At 60.4% G+C, this 16,548-nt stretch carries 15 protein-coding genes and 1 pseudogene; 12 read left to right on the forward strand and 4 right to left on the reverse strand.

What is annotated here, in order from left to right:
* Positions 1-32: 32 nt before the first annotated feature.
* The 6 genes from NKJ08_RS30170 to NKJ08_RS30195 are packed head-to-tail and all read left to right on the forward strand — an operon-like array spanning position 33 to position 5,522.
* Positions 33-614 (forward strand): lytic transglycosylase domain-containing protein, encoded by a 582-nt coding sequence (locus NKJ08_RS30170; protein ID WP_352784754.1) that lies wholly within the window; start codon positions 33-35, stop codon positions 612-614.
* A 12-nt stretch (positions 615-626) separates the two neighbouring features.
* The gene (locus NKJ08_RS30175) at positions 627-941 is read left to right on the forward strand and encodes a TrbC/VirB2 family type IV secretion system protein (protein ID WP_352707203.1); all 315 of its coding nucleotides are present in this window, start codon (positions 627-629) and stop codon (positions 939-941) included.
* 3 nt (positions 942-944) lie between these two features.
* A complete protein-coding gene (locus NKJ08_RS30180) occupies positions 945-1,238 on the forward strand; it encodes a VirB3 family type IV secretion system protein (protein WP_352707200.1) in 294 nt (97 codons plus the stop codon).
* On the forward strand, positions 1,235-3,637 hold the full coding sequence (locus NKJ08_RS30185) for a VirB4 family type IV secretion/conjugal transfer ATPase (RefSeq protein ID WP_352784757.1): 2,403 nt from the start codon (positions 1,235-1,237) through the stop codon (positions 3,635-3,637). The genes NKJ08_RS30180 and NKJ08_RS30185 overlap by 4 nt, the downstream gene beginning before the upstream one ends.
* On the forward strand, positions 3,621-4,778 hold the full coding sequence (locus NKJ08_RS30190) for a transglycosylase SLT domain-containing protein (protein WP_352784760.1): 1,158 nt from the start codon (positions 3,621-3,623) through the stop codon (positions 4,776-4,778). Before NKJ08_RS30185 ends, NKJ08_RS30190 begins: the two co-directional genes overlap by 17 nt.
* 9 nt (positions 4,779-4,787) lie before the next feature.
* On the forward strand, positions 4,788-5,522 hold the full coding sequence (locus NKJ08_RS30195; protein ID WP_352784763.1) for a type IV secretion system protein: 735 nt from the start codon (positions 4,788-4,790) through the stop codon (positions 5,520-5,522).
* Here the strand turns inward: NKJ08_RS30195 and NKJ08_RS30200 are convergent.
* Entirely contained in the window at positions 5,519-5,692 is a 174-nt protein-coding gene (locus NKJ08_RS30200; protein WP_352707189.1) for a hypothetical protein, read from the reverse strand. The two genes, NKJ08_RS30195 and NKJ08_RS30200, sit on opposite strands and share 4 nt — an antisense overlap.
* 12 nt (positions 5,693-5,704) lie before the next feature.
* Between NKJ08_RS30200 and NKJ08_RS30205 the strand changes: the two genes are divergently transcribed.
* The 6 genes from NKJ08_RS30205 to NKJ08_RS30230 are packed head-to-tail and all read left to right on the forward strand — an operon-like array spanning position 5,705 to position 12,970.
* The gene (locus tag NKJ08_RS30205) at positions 5,705-6,748 is read left to right on the forward strand and encodes a TrbL/VirB6 family protein (protein WP_352707187.1); all 1,044 of its coding nucleotides are present in this window, start codon (positions 5,705-5,707) and stop codon (positions 6,746-6,748) included.
* Positions 6,749-6,766: 18 nt separating this feature from the next.
* A complete protein-coding gene (locus NKJ08_RS30210; protein ID WP_352707185.1) occupies positions 6,767-7,528 on the forward strand; it encodes a VirB8 family type IV secretion system protein in 762 nt (253 codons plus the stop codon).
* On the forward strand, positions 7,525-8,322 hold the full coding sequence (locus NKJ08_RS30215; protein ID WP_352784766.1) for a TrbG/VirB9 family P-type conjugative transfer protein: 798 nt from the start codon (positions 7,525-7,527) through the stop codon (positions 8,320-8,322). Before NKJ08_RS30210 ends, NKJ08_RS30215 begins: the two co-directional genes overlap by 4 nt.
* Positions 8,322-9,785, forward strand: coding sequence for a type IV secretion system protein VirB10 (virB10, locus tag NKJ08_RS30220; protein ID WP_352707181.1), 1,464 nt, complete (start codon positions 8,322-8,324; stop codon positions 9,783-9,785). The genes NKJ08_RS30215 and virB10 overlap by 1 nt, the downstream gene beginning before the upstream one ends.
* Positions 9,782-10,807, forward strand: coding sequence for a P-type DNA transfer ATPase VirB11 (gene virB11 / locus NKJ08_RS30225; RefSeq protein WP_352707179.1), 1,026 nt, complete (start codon positions 9,782-9,784; stop codon positions 10,805-10,807). Before virB10 ends, virB11 begins: the two co-directional genes overlap by 4 nt.
* Before the next feature lie 12 nt (positions 10,808-10,819).
* Positions 10,820-12,970 carry a type IV secretory system conjugative DNA transfer family protein gene (locus NKJ08_RS30230; RefSeq protein WP_352784769.1) on the forward strand — a complete coding sequence of 717 codons (2,151 nt, stop codon included), beginning with the start codon at positions 10,820-10,822 and terminating at the stop codon, positions 12,968-12,970.
* Positions 12,971-13,075: 105 nt separating this feature from the next.
* Here the strand turns inward: NKJ08_RS30230 and NKJ08_RS30235 are convergent, their stop codons facing one another.
* The 3 genes and pseudogenes from NKJ08_RS30235 to NKJ08_RS30245 form a co-directional block, all read right to left on the reverse strand.
* Positions 13,076-13,324: a DUF982 domain-containing protein gene (locus tag NKJ08_RS30235; RefSeq protein ID WP_352468908.1), complete on the reverse strand. Its 249-nt coding sequence runs from the start codon at positions 13,322-13,324 to the stop codon at positions 13,076-13,078.
* 40 nt (positions 13,325-13,364) lie between these two features.
* Entirely contained in the window at positions 13,365-15,017 is a 1,653-nt protein-coding gene (locus NKJ08_RS30240; RefSeq protein ID WP_352784772.1) for an MFS transporter, read from the reverse strand.
* A 517-nt stretch (positions 15,018-15,534) separates the two neighbouring features.
* Positions 15,535-16,548, reverse strand: a pseudogene (locus NKJ08_RS30245) (IS1380 family transposase); the annotation flags it as partial.

The following is a 16,548-nucleotide window of genomic DNA, read 5'->3' on the forward strand; positions in this document are numbered from 1 at the left end:
CCATAGCGCCTTTCACGGCGCTGGCTCAGGACATGGCATCAGAGCGCGTTGCCGTCGCCTTTGCAACGCCGGCGAAAGCTGTGGCGGCAACCGGTATAGATCGCTCCGGAGCTTGTGAGGGTGGCAACCGTGCACAGATCGCGAGCCTTGTGCGCTCAATAGCGGCTGAACAAGGATTTGACGCCGATCTGGCCGAAGCAATTGCATGGGCCGAAAGCGATCTTGGTGCCAACCAGGGTCCGTCAAAAGCCGGGGCCTTGGGAATCATGCAGCTGATGCCAGGAACGGCCTCCGATCTCGGCGTGACAAACCCCTGCGATACACGGGCAAATGTCCGGGCTGGTATCCGGTATCTGAAGTCACTGTACGACCAGTTCAAAGATCCGCTGCTGATGCTCGCGGCCTACAACGCCGGGGCCAACAACGTCTACAAGGCGAAGGGCATTCCGGTGAATCCGGAGACGGCAGAATACATCGTGAAAATATTGAACCGCTGGAAGTTCGGCGGTGTCGTCAAAAAATCCACCCTACCCAAATTGGAAACGCTCGCGGCCGCTCCGCCAGCGAGCGAGGACACTTGGCAGGATGGTCATGTCATGGATTTCGGCAACTGAAAGGAGCCAAGGGTGGAATACAGGAAAGCGGGTAAATTCGCCCTGAAGCTGGCCTTGGCCTCGGCGGTCGGAATAGCTCTCGCGCCGGCCACTGCGTATGCCCAGTCGGCGGCGCCAGTCGAAAATGTGATGGAGTGGTTTGTCGGCGTTCTGCAAGGCAACATAGCGCGCTCATTTGCCATCATCGCGGTCTGTTTTTTTGGCTTCGTCGCGATGACGGGCCGGCTGGCGTGGATGACGGCGTTTTCCATCATCATCGGCATCGCTCTGATCTTCGGCGCCGCCCAACTGGTCGATTCTGTTCGCGCGACGGCGGGAGGCAGCTGAGACATGGACGACGAGGAGGTCTATGTCGAGCCGGTCAGCCTGCCACTGACACGCCCGCCGATGAAATGGGGGGTGCGCTATGAGGTTTTTGCACTAAACGGCATCCTGGCGGTGATCGGCTTTATCGCCACGAGCAGCTTCATGCTCGGCCTTGGCGTGTTCGGCGTGGTGCATCTGGTCAGCGCATATCTGTGCCAGCGCGACCCGTACATGTTTCATGTTTTCGAGCGGCACATCTCCAAACGGGGAGCGGTGGCGAACCTTACTTTCTGGGGCGCGAGGAGCTATTCGCCATGAGCCTCGATGCCGACCTGAAATTTGGCCGTGAGCGGCGGCGTGAAAAGCCCGCGGCGATGCACATCCCCTATCTTCGCCATGTCGATGACAATCTGATCGTGACGAAGAGCGGCTTTCTCGTCGGCGCCATCCAGCTCAGTGGCCTGCCGTTCCAGACGATGGACCAAGCCGAGTTGAACGGCCGAATGTTCAACCGCAACACCACGTTCCGCAATCTCTCGACCTCTCGATTTGCGGTCTACACAACGATCATCCGCCGCCACGTGACGCCCGAGATCGAAGGCGACTTTGACAATCCTTTCGTGGCCGAGCTCGACGCCCGCTACATGGATCAGCTTGGGGCGAAAAACCTTTTCGTCAACGAGGCGTATCTGGCGGTCATACGCCGACCGATGGTCGGCCGCGTCGGCTGGGTGGACAAGGCGCTCAACGCATTCCGCATCAGTACCGCAGGCGAAGAAACCCGCGAAGAGGCGATAGCCGAACTGCATGACGTTCTCGACGGCGTCGCCAAGGATTTTACCGCTTATGGTGCGCGTCTTCTCGGTGTCGTGAAGCGCCGCAATAGCTTCTTTTCCGAGCCTGCGGAATTTTTGGCGAAGATCCTCGCGGGCGGCGTCGACGTGGAAATGCCTTTGCCGCGCATGAGCCTTGGCGATGTGCTGGCGACGCGGCAGCTGTTTTTCGGAAAGTCCGCGCTGGAACTTCGCGGGCCGGACGCTGGCAAGCTCGGCGCCATGGTGTCAATCAAGGAATACCCTCCGTTCACCGCTCCCGGCTCATTGGACGGTCTCTTGCGCCTGCCACATGAGTTCGTCCTGACGCAGAGTTTTGCGATCGAAGACCGTGTCACGGCGATGCGCAGGATCCACACGATCGCCAACCAGGTTGAGGGATCGGACGAGGCGGGCACGACGGTCGAGGAGTCCGTTCATGATGGCGCCGACAAGCTGGCCGGTGGCGAAGTCGTCTTCGGACAACATCACATGAGCGTCATGGCCTTGGCACCGGTCATGAGTGGGCTCAACCGCGCGCTATCAGACATTACGGCCGAGCTTTCGCGCATGTCGATCGTGCCGGTTCGCGAGACACTGAACACGGAACTCGCCTTCTGGGCGCAATTGCCGGGAAATTTCAGCTACATCGCGCGACGCGCTTTGATCTCGTCCCTTAACTTCGCAGGCCTTTTCTCAGGACATAATTTCCCGTCCGGCCAACGTGAGCGGCTTCATTGGAAACGCCCCATCGCTTTGCTCGAAACGACCAGCCAGACGGCCTACTATTTCAATTTCCACGTTCACGATGTCGGGCACTTCACGGTGTTCGGCCCGACCGGCTCGGGCAAGACCGTGGTGCTGTCGTTCCTGATGGCGCAGGCCATGCGCATCATGCCGCGGCCGCGATGTGTATATTTCGACTATATGCGCGGTGCTGAAATTTTCGTTCGAGCGCTCGGCGGTCGCTACGAGGTGATGGAACCTTCCCAGCCGACAGGGTTCGCGCCATTGCAGCTCGAGGACACGGCAGAAAACCGTTCTTTCCTGGAAGATTTGCTCATCTACATTTTGACGCCGGAAGGTGGCGCGCTGGACGTGGCGGAGATGCGCGTCATCAACGCCGCCGTCGACATGATCTACAAGATTCCGCGCGAACAGCGGACCTTCGACCTGCTGCCGGAAGTGCTGCGGGGCTCGCTCACGCCTGGTATGAATGATCTGGCCGCGCGGATACAACCCTGGCTCGACCCGAAGGACAAGGGCTGGCTTTTCAACAATCCCGTCGATCTGGTGGATTTCTCGAAACCCGTTGTCGGGTTCGACATGACTAAGATCCTGGGCGACCAAAAGCTGCGCTCGGCGGCGTTGCTCTACATCTTCCACCGTCTTGAGGACGTCATCAACGGCTCGCCGATCATGCTTTTCCTCGATGAAGGCTGGAAGCTGTTGGACGACGAGGTTTTCGCCGCCTTCATCAACGAGACGCTGAAGACCATTCGTCGCCGCAACGGCGTCGTCGGCTTTGGCACGCAGACAGCGGAAGACGTCGTCAATTCCTCGATCTCGTCGTCGCTGATCGAGCAAACGAAGACCAACATTTTCTTCCCCAACCCAAAGGCGAGCAAGGAGTCCTACATGGAGCGCTTCTCGCTGACGGCGAAGGAATTCGAGTTCGTGCGCCGAACGGCGAAGGAAACACGCACCTTCCTCGTCAAGCACGACAGCGACTCGATCGTCGCCAAGCTCGATTTGTCGGCGATGCCCGATCTCGTCAAGGTCTTGTCCTCGAACGAAGCCAACAGCAAGGAATGCGCACGGCTCCGGGAGATTTTCGGCGAGGAGCCGGAGGCGTGGCTGCCATACTTCTGCGGATGGGAGAACGAGCATGACGAAGCGGCTTAGCGGCGCTTGTCTGGCGGTGGCTCTTGCGACGGCGGGAAGCATGAGCGTGGCTGTCGCTCAGATCGCGGTGATCGACGGGCAGAACCTCGACAAGCGGCAAGAGGACGAACAGCACAGCAAGAAGTCGGATGAGGCGAAGAGGGGCGAAACCGACAAGAAAAAAAGCGTCGTCTGCACCTATTCGAACAAATATCGCTCACACATGTTTCGCCGGTCGCCGGCCGAAGCGTTGCAGCGCGACGCGGGCAACGTGAAGATGATCCGCTATTATGCGCAAAAGTACGGCGTGCCCGAAGGCCTGGCGCTCTCCGTCGCCTATCAGGAATCGCGCTTCGACACCTGCGCCGGGAGCCATACCGGCGTCAAAGGCGTCATGCAGCTGACCAAGGGCACCGGGAAGTCCATGGGACTGGACCGCGACGTGAACGAGCAGAACGTCGAAGGCGGTGTCAAATATCTCGGAATGGGCGTGAAGCAATGCGGGGCAACGAATTATAGCTGTCTCGCTTCCTTCTACAACGGATCGAACGCTGGCGAGCAAAACCAGTGGGCCGGCGGGGTCGGCCGCTGGAACAACTACTTCAACGAATATGTGTCGAGCGGCAAGGCTCCGGCCGCCGCGCCGCCACCCTTCTCGATCGTAACGGCCGACGGCGCAGGCGGCACGGCCCAGGACGCGGCCATGGGCACGGTCAGGAAGGCGGCTGGCGGGCTTGATGCAAGCTCATCGCAGATGGGCGCCAACGATGCGGCGATCGACGCGGTAGCTGGCACCGTTGGCCAGGTGACGGAATACAAAGACGCTTGGGAGCTGAACTCGTCGGCTCGTGGGATCAACGCCGATGTCACCAACCAGTACCTCGCCCAGGCGGGGGACTTCACGGCGTTGCTGGCCCAACTTCTGTCGTTGCAGAACGTTCAGGCATCGCAGTCGTCCAAACTGGTGCAACGGCCAAAGAGCGGCTCTGCAAACCCGTTCTCTTGTGATCCCGCGGAATTTGAACGGTTGAAGATCGATCGCGGCCGGTGGCTACCATGCGCACCTGAGAACGCAGGGGCAAGCTCAGCCGACAGCCGCTCGATGATCATCACCCCCGACCCTGCTGGCGCTGCCAGCGTGATCGATTCCTTGCAACAATAGGAGGCTGACATGAAGAAATTCGCGATTGCGGCCAGTCTGGCGCTTTGGGCAAGCACGGCCTTCGCACAGATTGCCGTTATCGATGGCGCTAATCTCGATGTAGCCCGCAAGAATGCGGAAAACACCAACTCCATCATGGCCTCGAATAAGGATATCCTAAAAAAGAGCGAAGAGATCCTGCAGGCTCTCAGCGGCAGTCGTGACGGTTCGCTTGGAATCGGACAGATGGGCCTCGGCGGCAATATGTCGATTGCCCAGGCTCCGTCGTTCGGATCGATCCTGAACGGCGGCGCGCTCTCGCTTGGCGGCCTGTCCCCCGAAATCCAGAAAATCGCCGGCGCTGTGATCAACGGGCTTCAGCTGGTGAAGCAGCTCCAGCAGATCGCCGGCAAAGAGACGAGCGCCGTCAACTCAGCCTACGGCGGCAGCGTCAACGTGGCCTCGCTGCTAAGCGCGTTGACTTCGCAGGCCTCGCAGGGCGTCACCCAGCGCGAACAGTCACTGCAGTCCGCGAGCGGGCAGATCGGCAAGTCGCAGGACGTCAAGGGTTCGGTAGACCAGAACACGCGAATGCAGCTCGAAAACGCGCGCGCGGTCAACGAATTGATCGGCGTCCAGAACGGTGCGGTCGCGGCATTGAATGAGAAGCTGAAGACAGACCTTCTTCGTCAGAGCCAGGTCCAGAAGATGATGACACCTCGAAACGTCAATCCGTTCGCGAATTTTGGCAAGAGCGGAGGCTAGCACTTGTCGAGGCTGGTGTTGCGCACATGCGTTGTGATCGGGCTCAGCGCAGGGCTTTTCGGATGCGCAAATCGCGAACTGAAAGCGCCGTGCGGGCGTTTGGCGTATGCGCACGCCGACGAATGCGGCGCGCTGAAGCCGGTCAATTCAACGCCGTTCGCCAGCATCATTGACGAGGATCCATGAACGGTCTCGCCGAAAGCATTCTCGGTGGCATTGACAACATCGGTGAGGACTTCGTCCGCACCGTCTATATGCAGTTGGGCAATGCGATGGGCAACGTCTTCACCCTGATGCTGACCCTCTATATCGTGTGGTGGGGCTATTCGATCCTGAGCGGGCGTGAGTCGATTTCGCCAATCGAAGCGGCCTATCGCCTCGGCCGCGCCGTCATCATCTATCTGCTGCTAACGGGATGGGGCACATTTTCCGCGACGATCTATCAGCTCGCGCAAAGCATTCCAGACGAGGTCGGCAAGGTGATCGTCGGCGCCGTGTCGCGGGCCACCGGCAACCAGCTCAGCGACCAGGCGGCAATTCCAGCGCTTATCGACAATCTCTACCAGGGGGCGCAGGACGTCGCCAATCAGGTCTACAGCGGATCCTTCTATGACATTTTTGGTGCGCTCTTGTCGCTGCTCGTTCTGCTGTCTGCCATCATCTTCGCAGCGCTTGCCATTGCCGCGATCATCGCCGCCAAAGTGATGTTGTTCATCACGCTCGCCTTGGCGCCGATATGGATCGTTCTTTGGCTTTACCGATGGTCCTCGCGCATGAGCGAAGGCTTCCTTTCGCTCACCACCTTTCTGATGATCCAGCAAGTCCTGATTTACGGCTTTCTCGGTTTCTACTTCTCGCTGGTCAATGCGGCGCTGAACACCGCCACGTCCGGCGGAGCGACCATGGATAGCAAAATGTCGCTGGTGCTGCCGCTGGTGCTGGTGACGATCATCGGGATCTACGTTCTCATGCAGATACCGTCGATTGCTTCGATCCTGAATGGCGGCGGCTATCTCAGCACCGTGGGAGCCCGGTACTCATATGGGACGTTCGGCAGGAATGCCGTGCGCTATTCCGGCGCGCGCTGGGCCGCCGGCCGTGCCGCTCGCGGCGCCCGGCAGCTCGCGGCAAACAGTTTTCGAGCTTCGCGAGCAGCGAGGGCGGACGACGCAACCCGGTCCGCTATCCAGCAAGGTGCGCGGGATAACTCCAGGCCTCTGGCCTAGAACACCAGAACGATCGCGGTGCTGGATCAGGATGCGGCGGGCAAACGAGGCAATAATAAAGTGGCAATTCCAGTGGAAACGGTTGCTGACAGCAGCAGCGAACTCGTCGACAAGCGCTATTACAGGGCGGGCGCGACCTGGGAAGACGACACGCACAGGTCAATGCGTCGATCGCGTACATTGGCATGGATCGTCAGTGGCGTTTCTGGACTGGTGGCGGTGTTGTCGCTGCTGGCGCTCGTGCTGATCCTGCCGCTCCGGCAGTTCGAACCGTATGTTGTGGAGGTCGACAAATCGACGGGCTACCTCGAGATCATGCGCGCGCTCAAGCCTGGAGATTTGTCCCAGAACGAAGCCGTCACGGCGGCCAATCTGGTACGCTACATCAGGGCCCGCGAAACCTACGATTCGCGTGAACTGAAACAGAATTACGACTTGGCGCAACTCTACTCCACCGACACGGCGTCCAAGGATTTGACATGGCTGTACACGCCTGCGAATCCTCAGTCGCTGGACAAGATCTATGGCCGCAATGCCACGATCTCGGTCGAGATCAAGTCGGTATCCCTGCTCAACCGCAACACAGCATCGGTGCGCTTCGCCACGACGACGCGGCGGGACAATTCTTCGACCGCCGACAATTGGGTCGCGGTGATAAAATTCCGCTACACCTCGACGCCGCTGAAGAACGAATGGCGCTTCGACAACCCGCTGGGATTTCAGGTTACGGATTATCGCCGCGACCAGGAATCGGCGCCGGCCGCAGGGAGCCTGCAATGAAATGGCGCGCGGGCCTCGCACTGTCGGCCGCCCTGCTGCTCGGCACGATCCACGCCGCGGCGGCACGCGACGGCCGGATCCGATATGTCACCTTCAATAACGACGACGTGACGTCGGTGCGCGCCGCTCTTGGCATTTCCACGATGGTCGAGCTCAGTCCGACCGAAGTCATCGAAACCGTGTCGGCTGGCGACACGAAAGGCTGGTCGATCGTCCCCAAACGCGGATCGCGGTTTCTGTTCGTCAAGCCGCTGGAGCCCGATGCGTGGACCAACGTCAACGTGGTCACCAACCGGCGCGTCTATTCCCTGCTGCTGCAGGCGACTGACAATAGCCGTGACCGGGCATCCTTCCAGGTCCGGTTCAAATACCCGGACGAGGATATCAACGCGCGCCTGCTCTCACAGGCCAAGGAGAGCGCCGCCGATCCGGATTTGAAGGACCTGAACTATGCCGATCTCAATTACGACTACGCCTACAAGGGCGACGACAGCCTGAAGCCGCGCACCGTATTCGACGACGGCACCAAGGCGTTTCTGGAGTTCAAGGGCGACATTCCGGCGATCTTCGTTGTCGACGACAAGCGGCATGAGTCGCTGGTCAACGTTCGTACGCAGGGCAAATACACAATCATCGACAAGGTCGCGCGGCAATTCACCTTGCGGGCCGATGGCAAGACGCTCTGCCTCTACAACCGGGCGCGACCCAACCCTATCGACCCGGTCGAGCAGATCTACGGTCCAACGAAACTGACAGGCGGTTCCACCCTGTTCGGATCCAGCGGAGGGCGGTGATGACCCAGATCGATTATAACCAACTGGACGGCAGCCCGACAGTCGCGCGCCGTGGTGCGGGCGTGGGTACCAGGATCGCCCTGGTCGGCCTCGGCGTAGTGCTGGTAGGCGCGCTGATATGGCTGAACTGGCCCCGGGAGCCGGTATCGCGCGATCTTCGCAGCGATGGCGAGGAAAACTTCAATCCGCCAGAGTTCCGCCCGCCGGCGTTGAACGACCCGCCGCAACCTGCCGACGGCACGATCGACCAGATCGTGGTGCCGCCACCAGCTGACGGCCAAAAGGGCACGCAACAAGCCGATAATGTCGACCAGACCGTGCAGGAGGGCGCGGACCTTGACGCGCAGCGGCGGGCGCTGGAGGCGCAAATGGCGGCCGAGGAGGCTCGCCGCAAGGCCGAGGAGGAAGAAGCCCGCCGCAAGGCCGCGGCTGAGGACGAGGCTCGCCTTAAGGCTGAGGCCGCCGAGCGTGAAAAAGCGGTATGGGCACGCCTGCGGTCGAACCAGATGGTGACGAATGATCAAACCGGCTCGACGGATGCCGGCGCCCCGGCGGCACAGGTCGAAATCGCGCCGGACGGTCAGATCATTGCGGTCCCCGGCGCCGACAGTGATCCCAACAAGGCATTCCTGGCGCAGTCTGAGGCAAGTTCTTCCGGCATTGTCAAAGCCAGGGTCTTCCGCCGCACCGATGCGTTGATCCCAGAGGGAACGATCATTCGCGGCTATTTGGAAACCGCGATCAACACCGACCTTCCCGGTGCCGTGCGCGCTGTCGTGCGCGAGGATGTCTTCTCGCTCGACGGCAGGCGGATCCTCATTCCGAAGGGCTCGCGGCTGACCGGGGAATACCGCTCGGGGCTTGCGCGCGGTCAGAAGCGTGTTTTCATCGTCTGGAGCAGGGCCATCCGCTCGGACGGTATTTCTATCGATATCAAGTCGCCTGGTGCCGATGCGCTCGGCCGCGGTGGCATGGGCGGCCGTGTCGATACGCACTGGCTTGAACGCTACGGCAACGCCATCATGCTTTCCGTCGTTGGCGGCGTCTCTGAATATCTGTCCTCGCTTGGAGATCGCAGCCAGGATGGACAACAGCGCCAGGTGTCGACGATCGATCCCGTAACCGGCGAGACCACCACCGTAACTTATGGTGGCAATGGCTCGCAGCGCGACGCCCGCAGCATCGCCTTCGATAAGTCATCGACCGCCTTGCAGCAACTCGCGCAAGAGGCGTTTCGCGACACGCAGAACATTGGCCCGACAGTCTACGTCGACCAGGGCACATCGATTGTCGTGCTGGTGCGGCGAGATCTCGATTTCTCGGATTTGTACGCTGATCCCGTTCAGGAAGAAGTTGCACGCCTGAAGGCAGGTGGGCGGCCGAAGGCGGCGATCGATCCGACGCCTCTCTACGGTACGCCGAAGGATCATTTCTATTCCGGCTATGGGAGCCCGGTGAAATGAATGCCGTGCTTCCCCTCCCCGACCCTTGGGCGAGAGCCCCGGTCCTGCGCGCTCATCTGGAACCGATATGGTCCTATTTGAATGAAGATGCGGTCTCCGAGATTGCGATCAACAGGCCGGGTGAATTGTTCATCGAACGCCTCGGCGCGAAGGAAATGGAGCACGTCGTCAAGCGAGAGGTCACGCCCGGCTGGATTCGCAACATCTCGACTGGCGTCGCCTCGGCGACAAATCAGGTCATCAACGAAGAAAAGCCGGTCCTGTCGGCCGCTCTTCCCTCGGGTGAGCGCATCCAATGCATCTTGCCGCCGGCGGCTCCCGAAGGCGGGGCGATCTCGATCCGCAAGCAGGTCATCATGGATATGAGCCTTGATGCCTACAACGATCTCGGCGCATTCGAGAACACGGCGATGGGCAGCGGACTGGCGCTGTCAACCGAAGAAAAGCGACTTGTCGAGATGTTGCACGACACGTCGCCGATGGACTTCCTGCAATATGCCGTGCGCAACCGTGTCTCCATCGTCGTTTCAGGCGGTACATCGACCGGCAAGACGACGTTTTTGAATGCGCTCTTGAAGGAGATCCCGGCCCATGAACGGATCATCACGATCGAAGATACCCGGGAACTGAGGCTGCCGGCTCCCAACAACGTCACCTTGATAGCTTCGAAGGGCGACCAGGGCCTTGCCAAAGTCTCCGCCCAACAGCTGCTCGAGGCCTCGCTTCGCATGCGGCCCGACCGTCTGCTATTGGGCGAGTTGCGCGGCGCTGAAACCTTCGCATTCCTCCAGGCCATCAACACCGGCCATCCGGGTTCACTCACGACCGTTCATGCCAATTCCGCCCGGTCCGCCTACGAGCGGCTGGCGCTGATGGTCATGCAGGGCAGCTCGGGCCTCTCACGAAGCGAAATTCTCGACTATCTGCGCGAGGTCATTCCGGTGGTCGTTCAGATGGTCCGCACCGAAGGCGGACGGCGCGGCATCAGCGAGATCAAGTTCACCAAGGCGGAGACGATCTAGCGGGGCCAACCCATGCAGAAAATCGCAACAGCAATTTTCATGGTGCTCATGGCGATGGCCCTGGGCGCCCTGGTCTTCACGGTCGCCTATGCCGCGACTGATTGGTACAGGACTGGCTCCCACGTCCTGTTCGACCAGCTGAACGCCAATGCTTTGCCGGTTGTTCGTTTGGCCTGGGCTGACGTGACCGCGAGAAATTTTGACCGGGTGCAATACGCCATTGCGACGGGAGGTTTAGCGTTTCTCTTGCCACTGGTCGGCCTGTTTCTCATGCGCCCCAGAAAGCGCAATGACTCTCGCTTCATGACTATGAGCGACGTATCGAAAACCGGCTTGACCAAAATTGGCGGCGTGTTCGTCGGTCGAGCCGGCGGCAGGCTGGCCGAAATTTTGTCGCCCGGCCGCGATCAGCGCTCCGGCAAGATCCGTTTGATCCAGCGCAAGCTGATTGGCGGCAAGAAATTGTGGATTGATGGCGATGATGTTGGCGGCTTTGTGATAGGGCCGCCGCGCTCCGGCAAAGGCACGTCTCTCATTATCCCGAACGCCCTGACCTGGCCGCATTCGTTCGTGGTTCTCGACCTGCGTGGCGAGACCTATGCGGCCACCGCCGGCTACCGTTCAACCATGAGCCGCGTGGTGCGTTTCGCGCCGGCTGATCCGGACGGCAATACCGCATGCTACAATCCGATGGACTTCATCTCGCTGGATTCGGCGCAGCGCGACATCGACCTTCGCAACATCGCTGCAGCGCTGTTTCCGCGCCCCCCTTCGAACGCGGATCCCTACTGGGTTAACGACGCCCGCCTCCTTTTTACCGGCATCGCGTCCTTCGTCATGGAATCGCCTGCGATCCCGAACGAGAAGAAGACCTTCGCCACAATCCTCGAGATCATGAACGGTGCCGAGCAGCCGCTCCTGGAGTTCATCGGCTCGCTGCGCGAGGAACGCCGCCGCGAATGCTCGCATTTCACGCTGCAAACCCTGCTGCCATATTTTGAGATGTCTGAGCGGCAGTTTTCCGGGATATATGCCGGCGTACGCACCGGCATGGCCCCTTTTCTCAACGAGCGCCTGATGCGAGCTACGTCGCGCAGCACGTTCGATATTCGCAGGCTGAAGCGCGACCGGATCTCTCTTTATCTCGACGTGCGGCGCGAGCAGATCACCTCCCTTGGACCGTTGTTCAACGTCCTGATTACGCAGTTGATGAACTTCATGTCGGAAACTATGCCGCGTGCCGACGAGCATCCGGTGCTTGTGCTGCTCGACGAGTTCCAGAACCTCGGCAAGCTCGAGAACGTGACCGAAATGGCGAGCGTGCTCGGCGGCAACGGTGTTTCGATGTGGTTCTTCGTACAGTCGCTGAAGGCTGTAGACGAGATCTATCGCCAGGAGGGGCGCAAGACACTTATCAACGCGGCTCGCGTGCAGATCTTTTTCGGTGCGCAGGACGCTGACGATCTGCGCTACATTTCCGAGCAGCTCGGCGAAACGTCGGACGTTCAAAAGGACGTGACGCGAACCAAGGCAACCTTGTTCGACACTTATTACACGCGCTCCGAGCACCGCAAGCAAGTGCGGCGGCCTCTTATGCGGCCGGATGAAATCCGCACGCTCGACAAGAACAAGGTCATCATATTGCCGCGCGGCGAACTGCCAATTCTCGGCACGCGCAATTTCTATTTCGCCGACGGCCGGCTCGCCAAACGCGCGTTCATGCCCCTGCCCGCCTCTACCGACGCTTCGCGCACGAAAAGCCCTGCATTGGACGCTTCTGAGGCGGTTCCATCTCATGCGCTCCCGACGATTGTGCCGACAGCACCTGCGTACCGCTCGGGCCTCGTGCAGACGCGCCTGCGGCGCGGCGCGACATTTGCAGCAAAAGCTGACCGTATGGCTCTGCCGCGGGGCCGGCGCGCAATCGTAAAAGAACGGCCGAAAGCAACCGACGCTGCGGTCGTACCAGCTTATACCGCCATAGATTTTTCCGCGTTGGCGGCTAAAGCGGTCACGACAAGGATAGCACCCGATAAAGAAGCGGCGGTGGCGGCGATCCTGAACAATGTGCGCTCTCTCCGGGCCCACGCATCCGACAAAGAAGCTTTCGACCGAAATTTGAGCGTCGTCGAAGACACCTTGCCCGATGTAGTCGACGGGTAGGAACTGCTGCGCCCTGCTCGTGTCAGATAGAAGAGCGGCAACGTCATGCCTCAGGCCTTCTGTATCAGCCGCCAGTTGCCGGGCGGTGCCGCTTGAGCACTCCAGTCAATCGCCGCGTAGAATCTTTGCTTCGCGCGCGACCGCGACGAAAGCCCTGCGGGCGGCGGGTGGATGAAGCTCACCTCGTATAACCTTCAGACAGGCGTCCATAGCTGCCCTGTGCTTCTCCGTCTGACGACCACCAAGATCCCGCAGCAGGATGGAGGCCGCATCATTAACATCGAACACGGTGCGTTCTGTATAGCGGCCAATCTGAATCACAACTGGCCTCTCAAATCTTACCAAGCCGGTCATCTACCCTCACCCTTGAAACTCTATCAACAACAGCCTGCGATCACCGGCGGAAGAAAAATCGCGTCGGTTGATCCCGCTTGCGGGTTGCCCCGGTCGGCCGCTCAATCGAAAGTTTAGTAAGAGGTGGGTTTCCACCCATGTTCAATTCGAGCAGACGTTGGTCCAATTCCTTGTCCGCCGCTGTGAGGCGATGGTTAAGGCGCAGATAGTCCATCCAGGTCGGCGTGCGGAAGGTTTCTGTCCAAAGCGAGGAATCCTGAAGATCGCGCTGGAGGTTCCAGTGCCTGGCGCCGACGCGGCTTTGCACCCGCCGTCGTTCCTGCATCTGATCGAGGAAAGCTTCGACGTTTGCCTCCGGTATTGAGTACTCGATCTTGATGACGATCGGGCCGCTTCTCGGCTTCAGGTCGAGAGCGAGTTGCGGTGTCTCGAAGCCAAAAGGATCCTGATCAGAGTCTTGCCATTGACGGATCGGCAACAGGAACCCGCTGGCCGCGACCATCAGTAGCGCAGCAGCTGAAATCTCCAGGGCTGAGGCAAGCGAATAGTTCTCAGCCACCATACCCCACAGCCAACTGCCGGCCGCGATACCACCCGACGAAAGGGCATAATAGATCGAGAGCGTGCGACCAACGACCCACCTTGGGCTTGCCAATTGAACGCTTACGTCGAGCCCCGTCCAGGTGACCACCCATCCCGCGCCGCCGAGCGCCAGCGCAATAGCAGCCACTGCCACTGAAGACGTGAGAGCAAGAGATAAACAACACGCCGCGCAAGCAATGCATGCCAGTATTGTCAGTCGCTCCTGGGAGAGCGACCGTCTCAAAACATTGTTGCAGATGCCGACGCACAAGGCGCCGGTCCCGAAGCCAGCCATCAGGATGCCATAAACGATCGGTCCTCCGCCTAATTGATCGCGAGCAACGACAGGCAGGAGCGCGAGTATGGAGACGCTGGTCAGGCCAAAAAGCGCGCCACGCGCGATTGCCGCCTTGATCTCCGCCGATAGTGCGGTGAAGCGCGCTCCGTCATGGATGGCCGTGGTCAATGGCTCCCGCGGGAGGGGGGACGAGCGAACATCCCATTTGCGGCGCCCTATGGTCCACAGCAGCGCTAGATAGGTCAGCGTCGCCACAGCGAAAGCTGTCAAAGGTCCAAAGGAGGCAACGACAATGCCACCAATCGCCGGACCGACGCTTCGAACAGCGTTATATCCAACCGAGATGAGCGTAACCGCGGCTGGAACTTCGCGTTTTCGTAAGATGTCGCCGACCGACGCGTGCCAAGCGGGATCGGTGAAAGCGGCGCCCGCTCCGGCCAAACAGCTGAATGCAAGAACCATCCATGGATTGAAAATTCCCAAGCCTGCAAGAACCGTCAGCATCGCCGAGGACAGCGCTATCACGGACCAGCCAGCGAACATCAGATTGCGGCGGCTGAAATTATCAGCCAGGGCTCCGGCGATGATCGACAGGACGAATGTAGGCAACGTCGTCGAAGCCTGCACCAAGGCGACCATCACGTCGGAAGTCGAAATGGTCGCCATCAGCCAACTGATGGCGACAGTTTGAATTAGCCAGCCAAAGCTGGACACCTGCGTAGCAAGCCAGATCGATCGGAAAGTTGCATTCTCGAGCGGCGCAAATGTCGCCGACGAAGCTGGAGTCGCATCTGCGGGCGCCACCCTGCTCATTGGGTTGAGCCCTCCCCTCGGTCTATCGGTCGCGTTTAGAGGTGCCCTCCCGGCGCAGGTGCCCGTGGAGGAATAGCAGCATGAGCGCATTTGCTAGGGATAGCGCAAGACAATTCTTCACCGCCGGCGCTCTGGCCGAAGCGATTACTTGGTCTGGAAGAAAAGGCGGATGCAGCCTGACCGCAAATCGGGCATCGCACCGAGTTAGGAATTGCCGCCTTCGGGAAGGAGACCTTCATTCCGCGCGGGAAACGATGCCCATGGAAAGCCTGGGACGACGGCGCCGATTTCTATCAGAGAGCTGGCCCGCAGCGGATTCAACGAAGCCGGGCCACACCTACCTAGCCGCCTTGATGCACGGCGACTAAGCTTTTGACGGCCTGAAGCGACATTGTGGTCGCCGTTGCGGTGCTTTTCCACGCGCCTCGTCAGGCGCCGGGATTGCTCCGTCGTGATGGCAGGCGGGGGTTTGCAGGTTGCGGTCGACGGGTTCGTATCGGGGCGTCTGCCCCCATCGTTATGTCGCGAGTTGGGGCATGCGATCGAGGACGATGCGCAGGATGCGCTGGTCGGGGCACGATGTCGGCACGTGCAGGCGGATTTGCGATTTCATCTCGACCACCCGCGCAGCGATTTTGATGAGGCGCAATCGCAGCGTGTCGAATTGGGCGACGGCAAAGCTCGAGCGCCTCGGCATCGCGGCCCGCAAGCCCCACATCAACCAGTAAGCAGCGGCATGCAGGAATAGCCGGAACTGGTTGGCCGTCGCTCTGGTGCAGGATGTGCGGTCGGCGGCAAGATGCGTCTTCCACGACTTGATGTGGTTCTCGGCCGCGCCGCGCCGGCAGTAGACATCCTCGTGACATCCTCGTAGAGCGCCTTGGCCTTCCCACCGGCAAGGTTGGTGACGACGAAGCGGATATCGCCACCTTGGGCGCCGACCTCGACCCGCGCGATGATGCGCTCGACGCGGCTCCAACTAGCGGCGCCGTCAACGAACTCCTTGAACCTGCGGACCCTGCCTGTCTTGGCCGACGCTTCGAAGCGCGCCGTCGTGCTGGCCTCCAGATCCGCGACATGCTTGCGCAGGCTCGTGGTGGGCGCGAGGCCAAAGATGAAGTCGACGTCGTTGGCGCGGCACCAGTCGATGACCTGCGGGTTGCAATAATGGCTATCGCCGCGGAGCAGGATTCGAATGTTCGGCCAGTTGATCCGGATCGCCGGCACCAGACGGCGCAGGTGGGGGCGGATCTCAGCCCCACTCGGCCGCTTGGCCGGTCGCAGGGTCGCGCTGACGAACCGTCCCGCACCATCGAACACGACGATTGGCTGGAAGCCGTACTCGTCATGGTGGGCATTGAACAGGCGAAGCTGTTGGCCTCCGTGCACAGCGTCGAAGGTGTCGTCAATGTCGAGTACGATCCGCTTCGGCACCTGCCGGAACGAGGCGCAATAGAGATCGACCATCGCCCGTCCCATCGCGACCAGCTCCCGCACGCCGGGTAGGTTCTCCAGCCGGCACAGCGTCGAT

The organism is Mesorhizobium sp. M0244 (assembly GCF_040321795.1).
Taxonomy (GTDB): Bacteria; Pseudomonadota; Alphaproteobacteria; order Rhizobiales; family Rhizobiaceae; genus Mesorhizobium.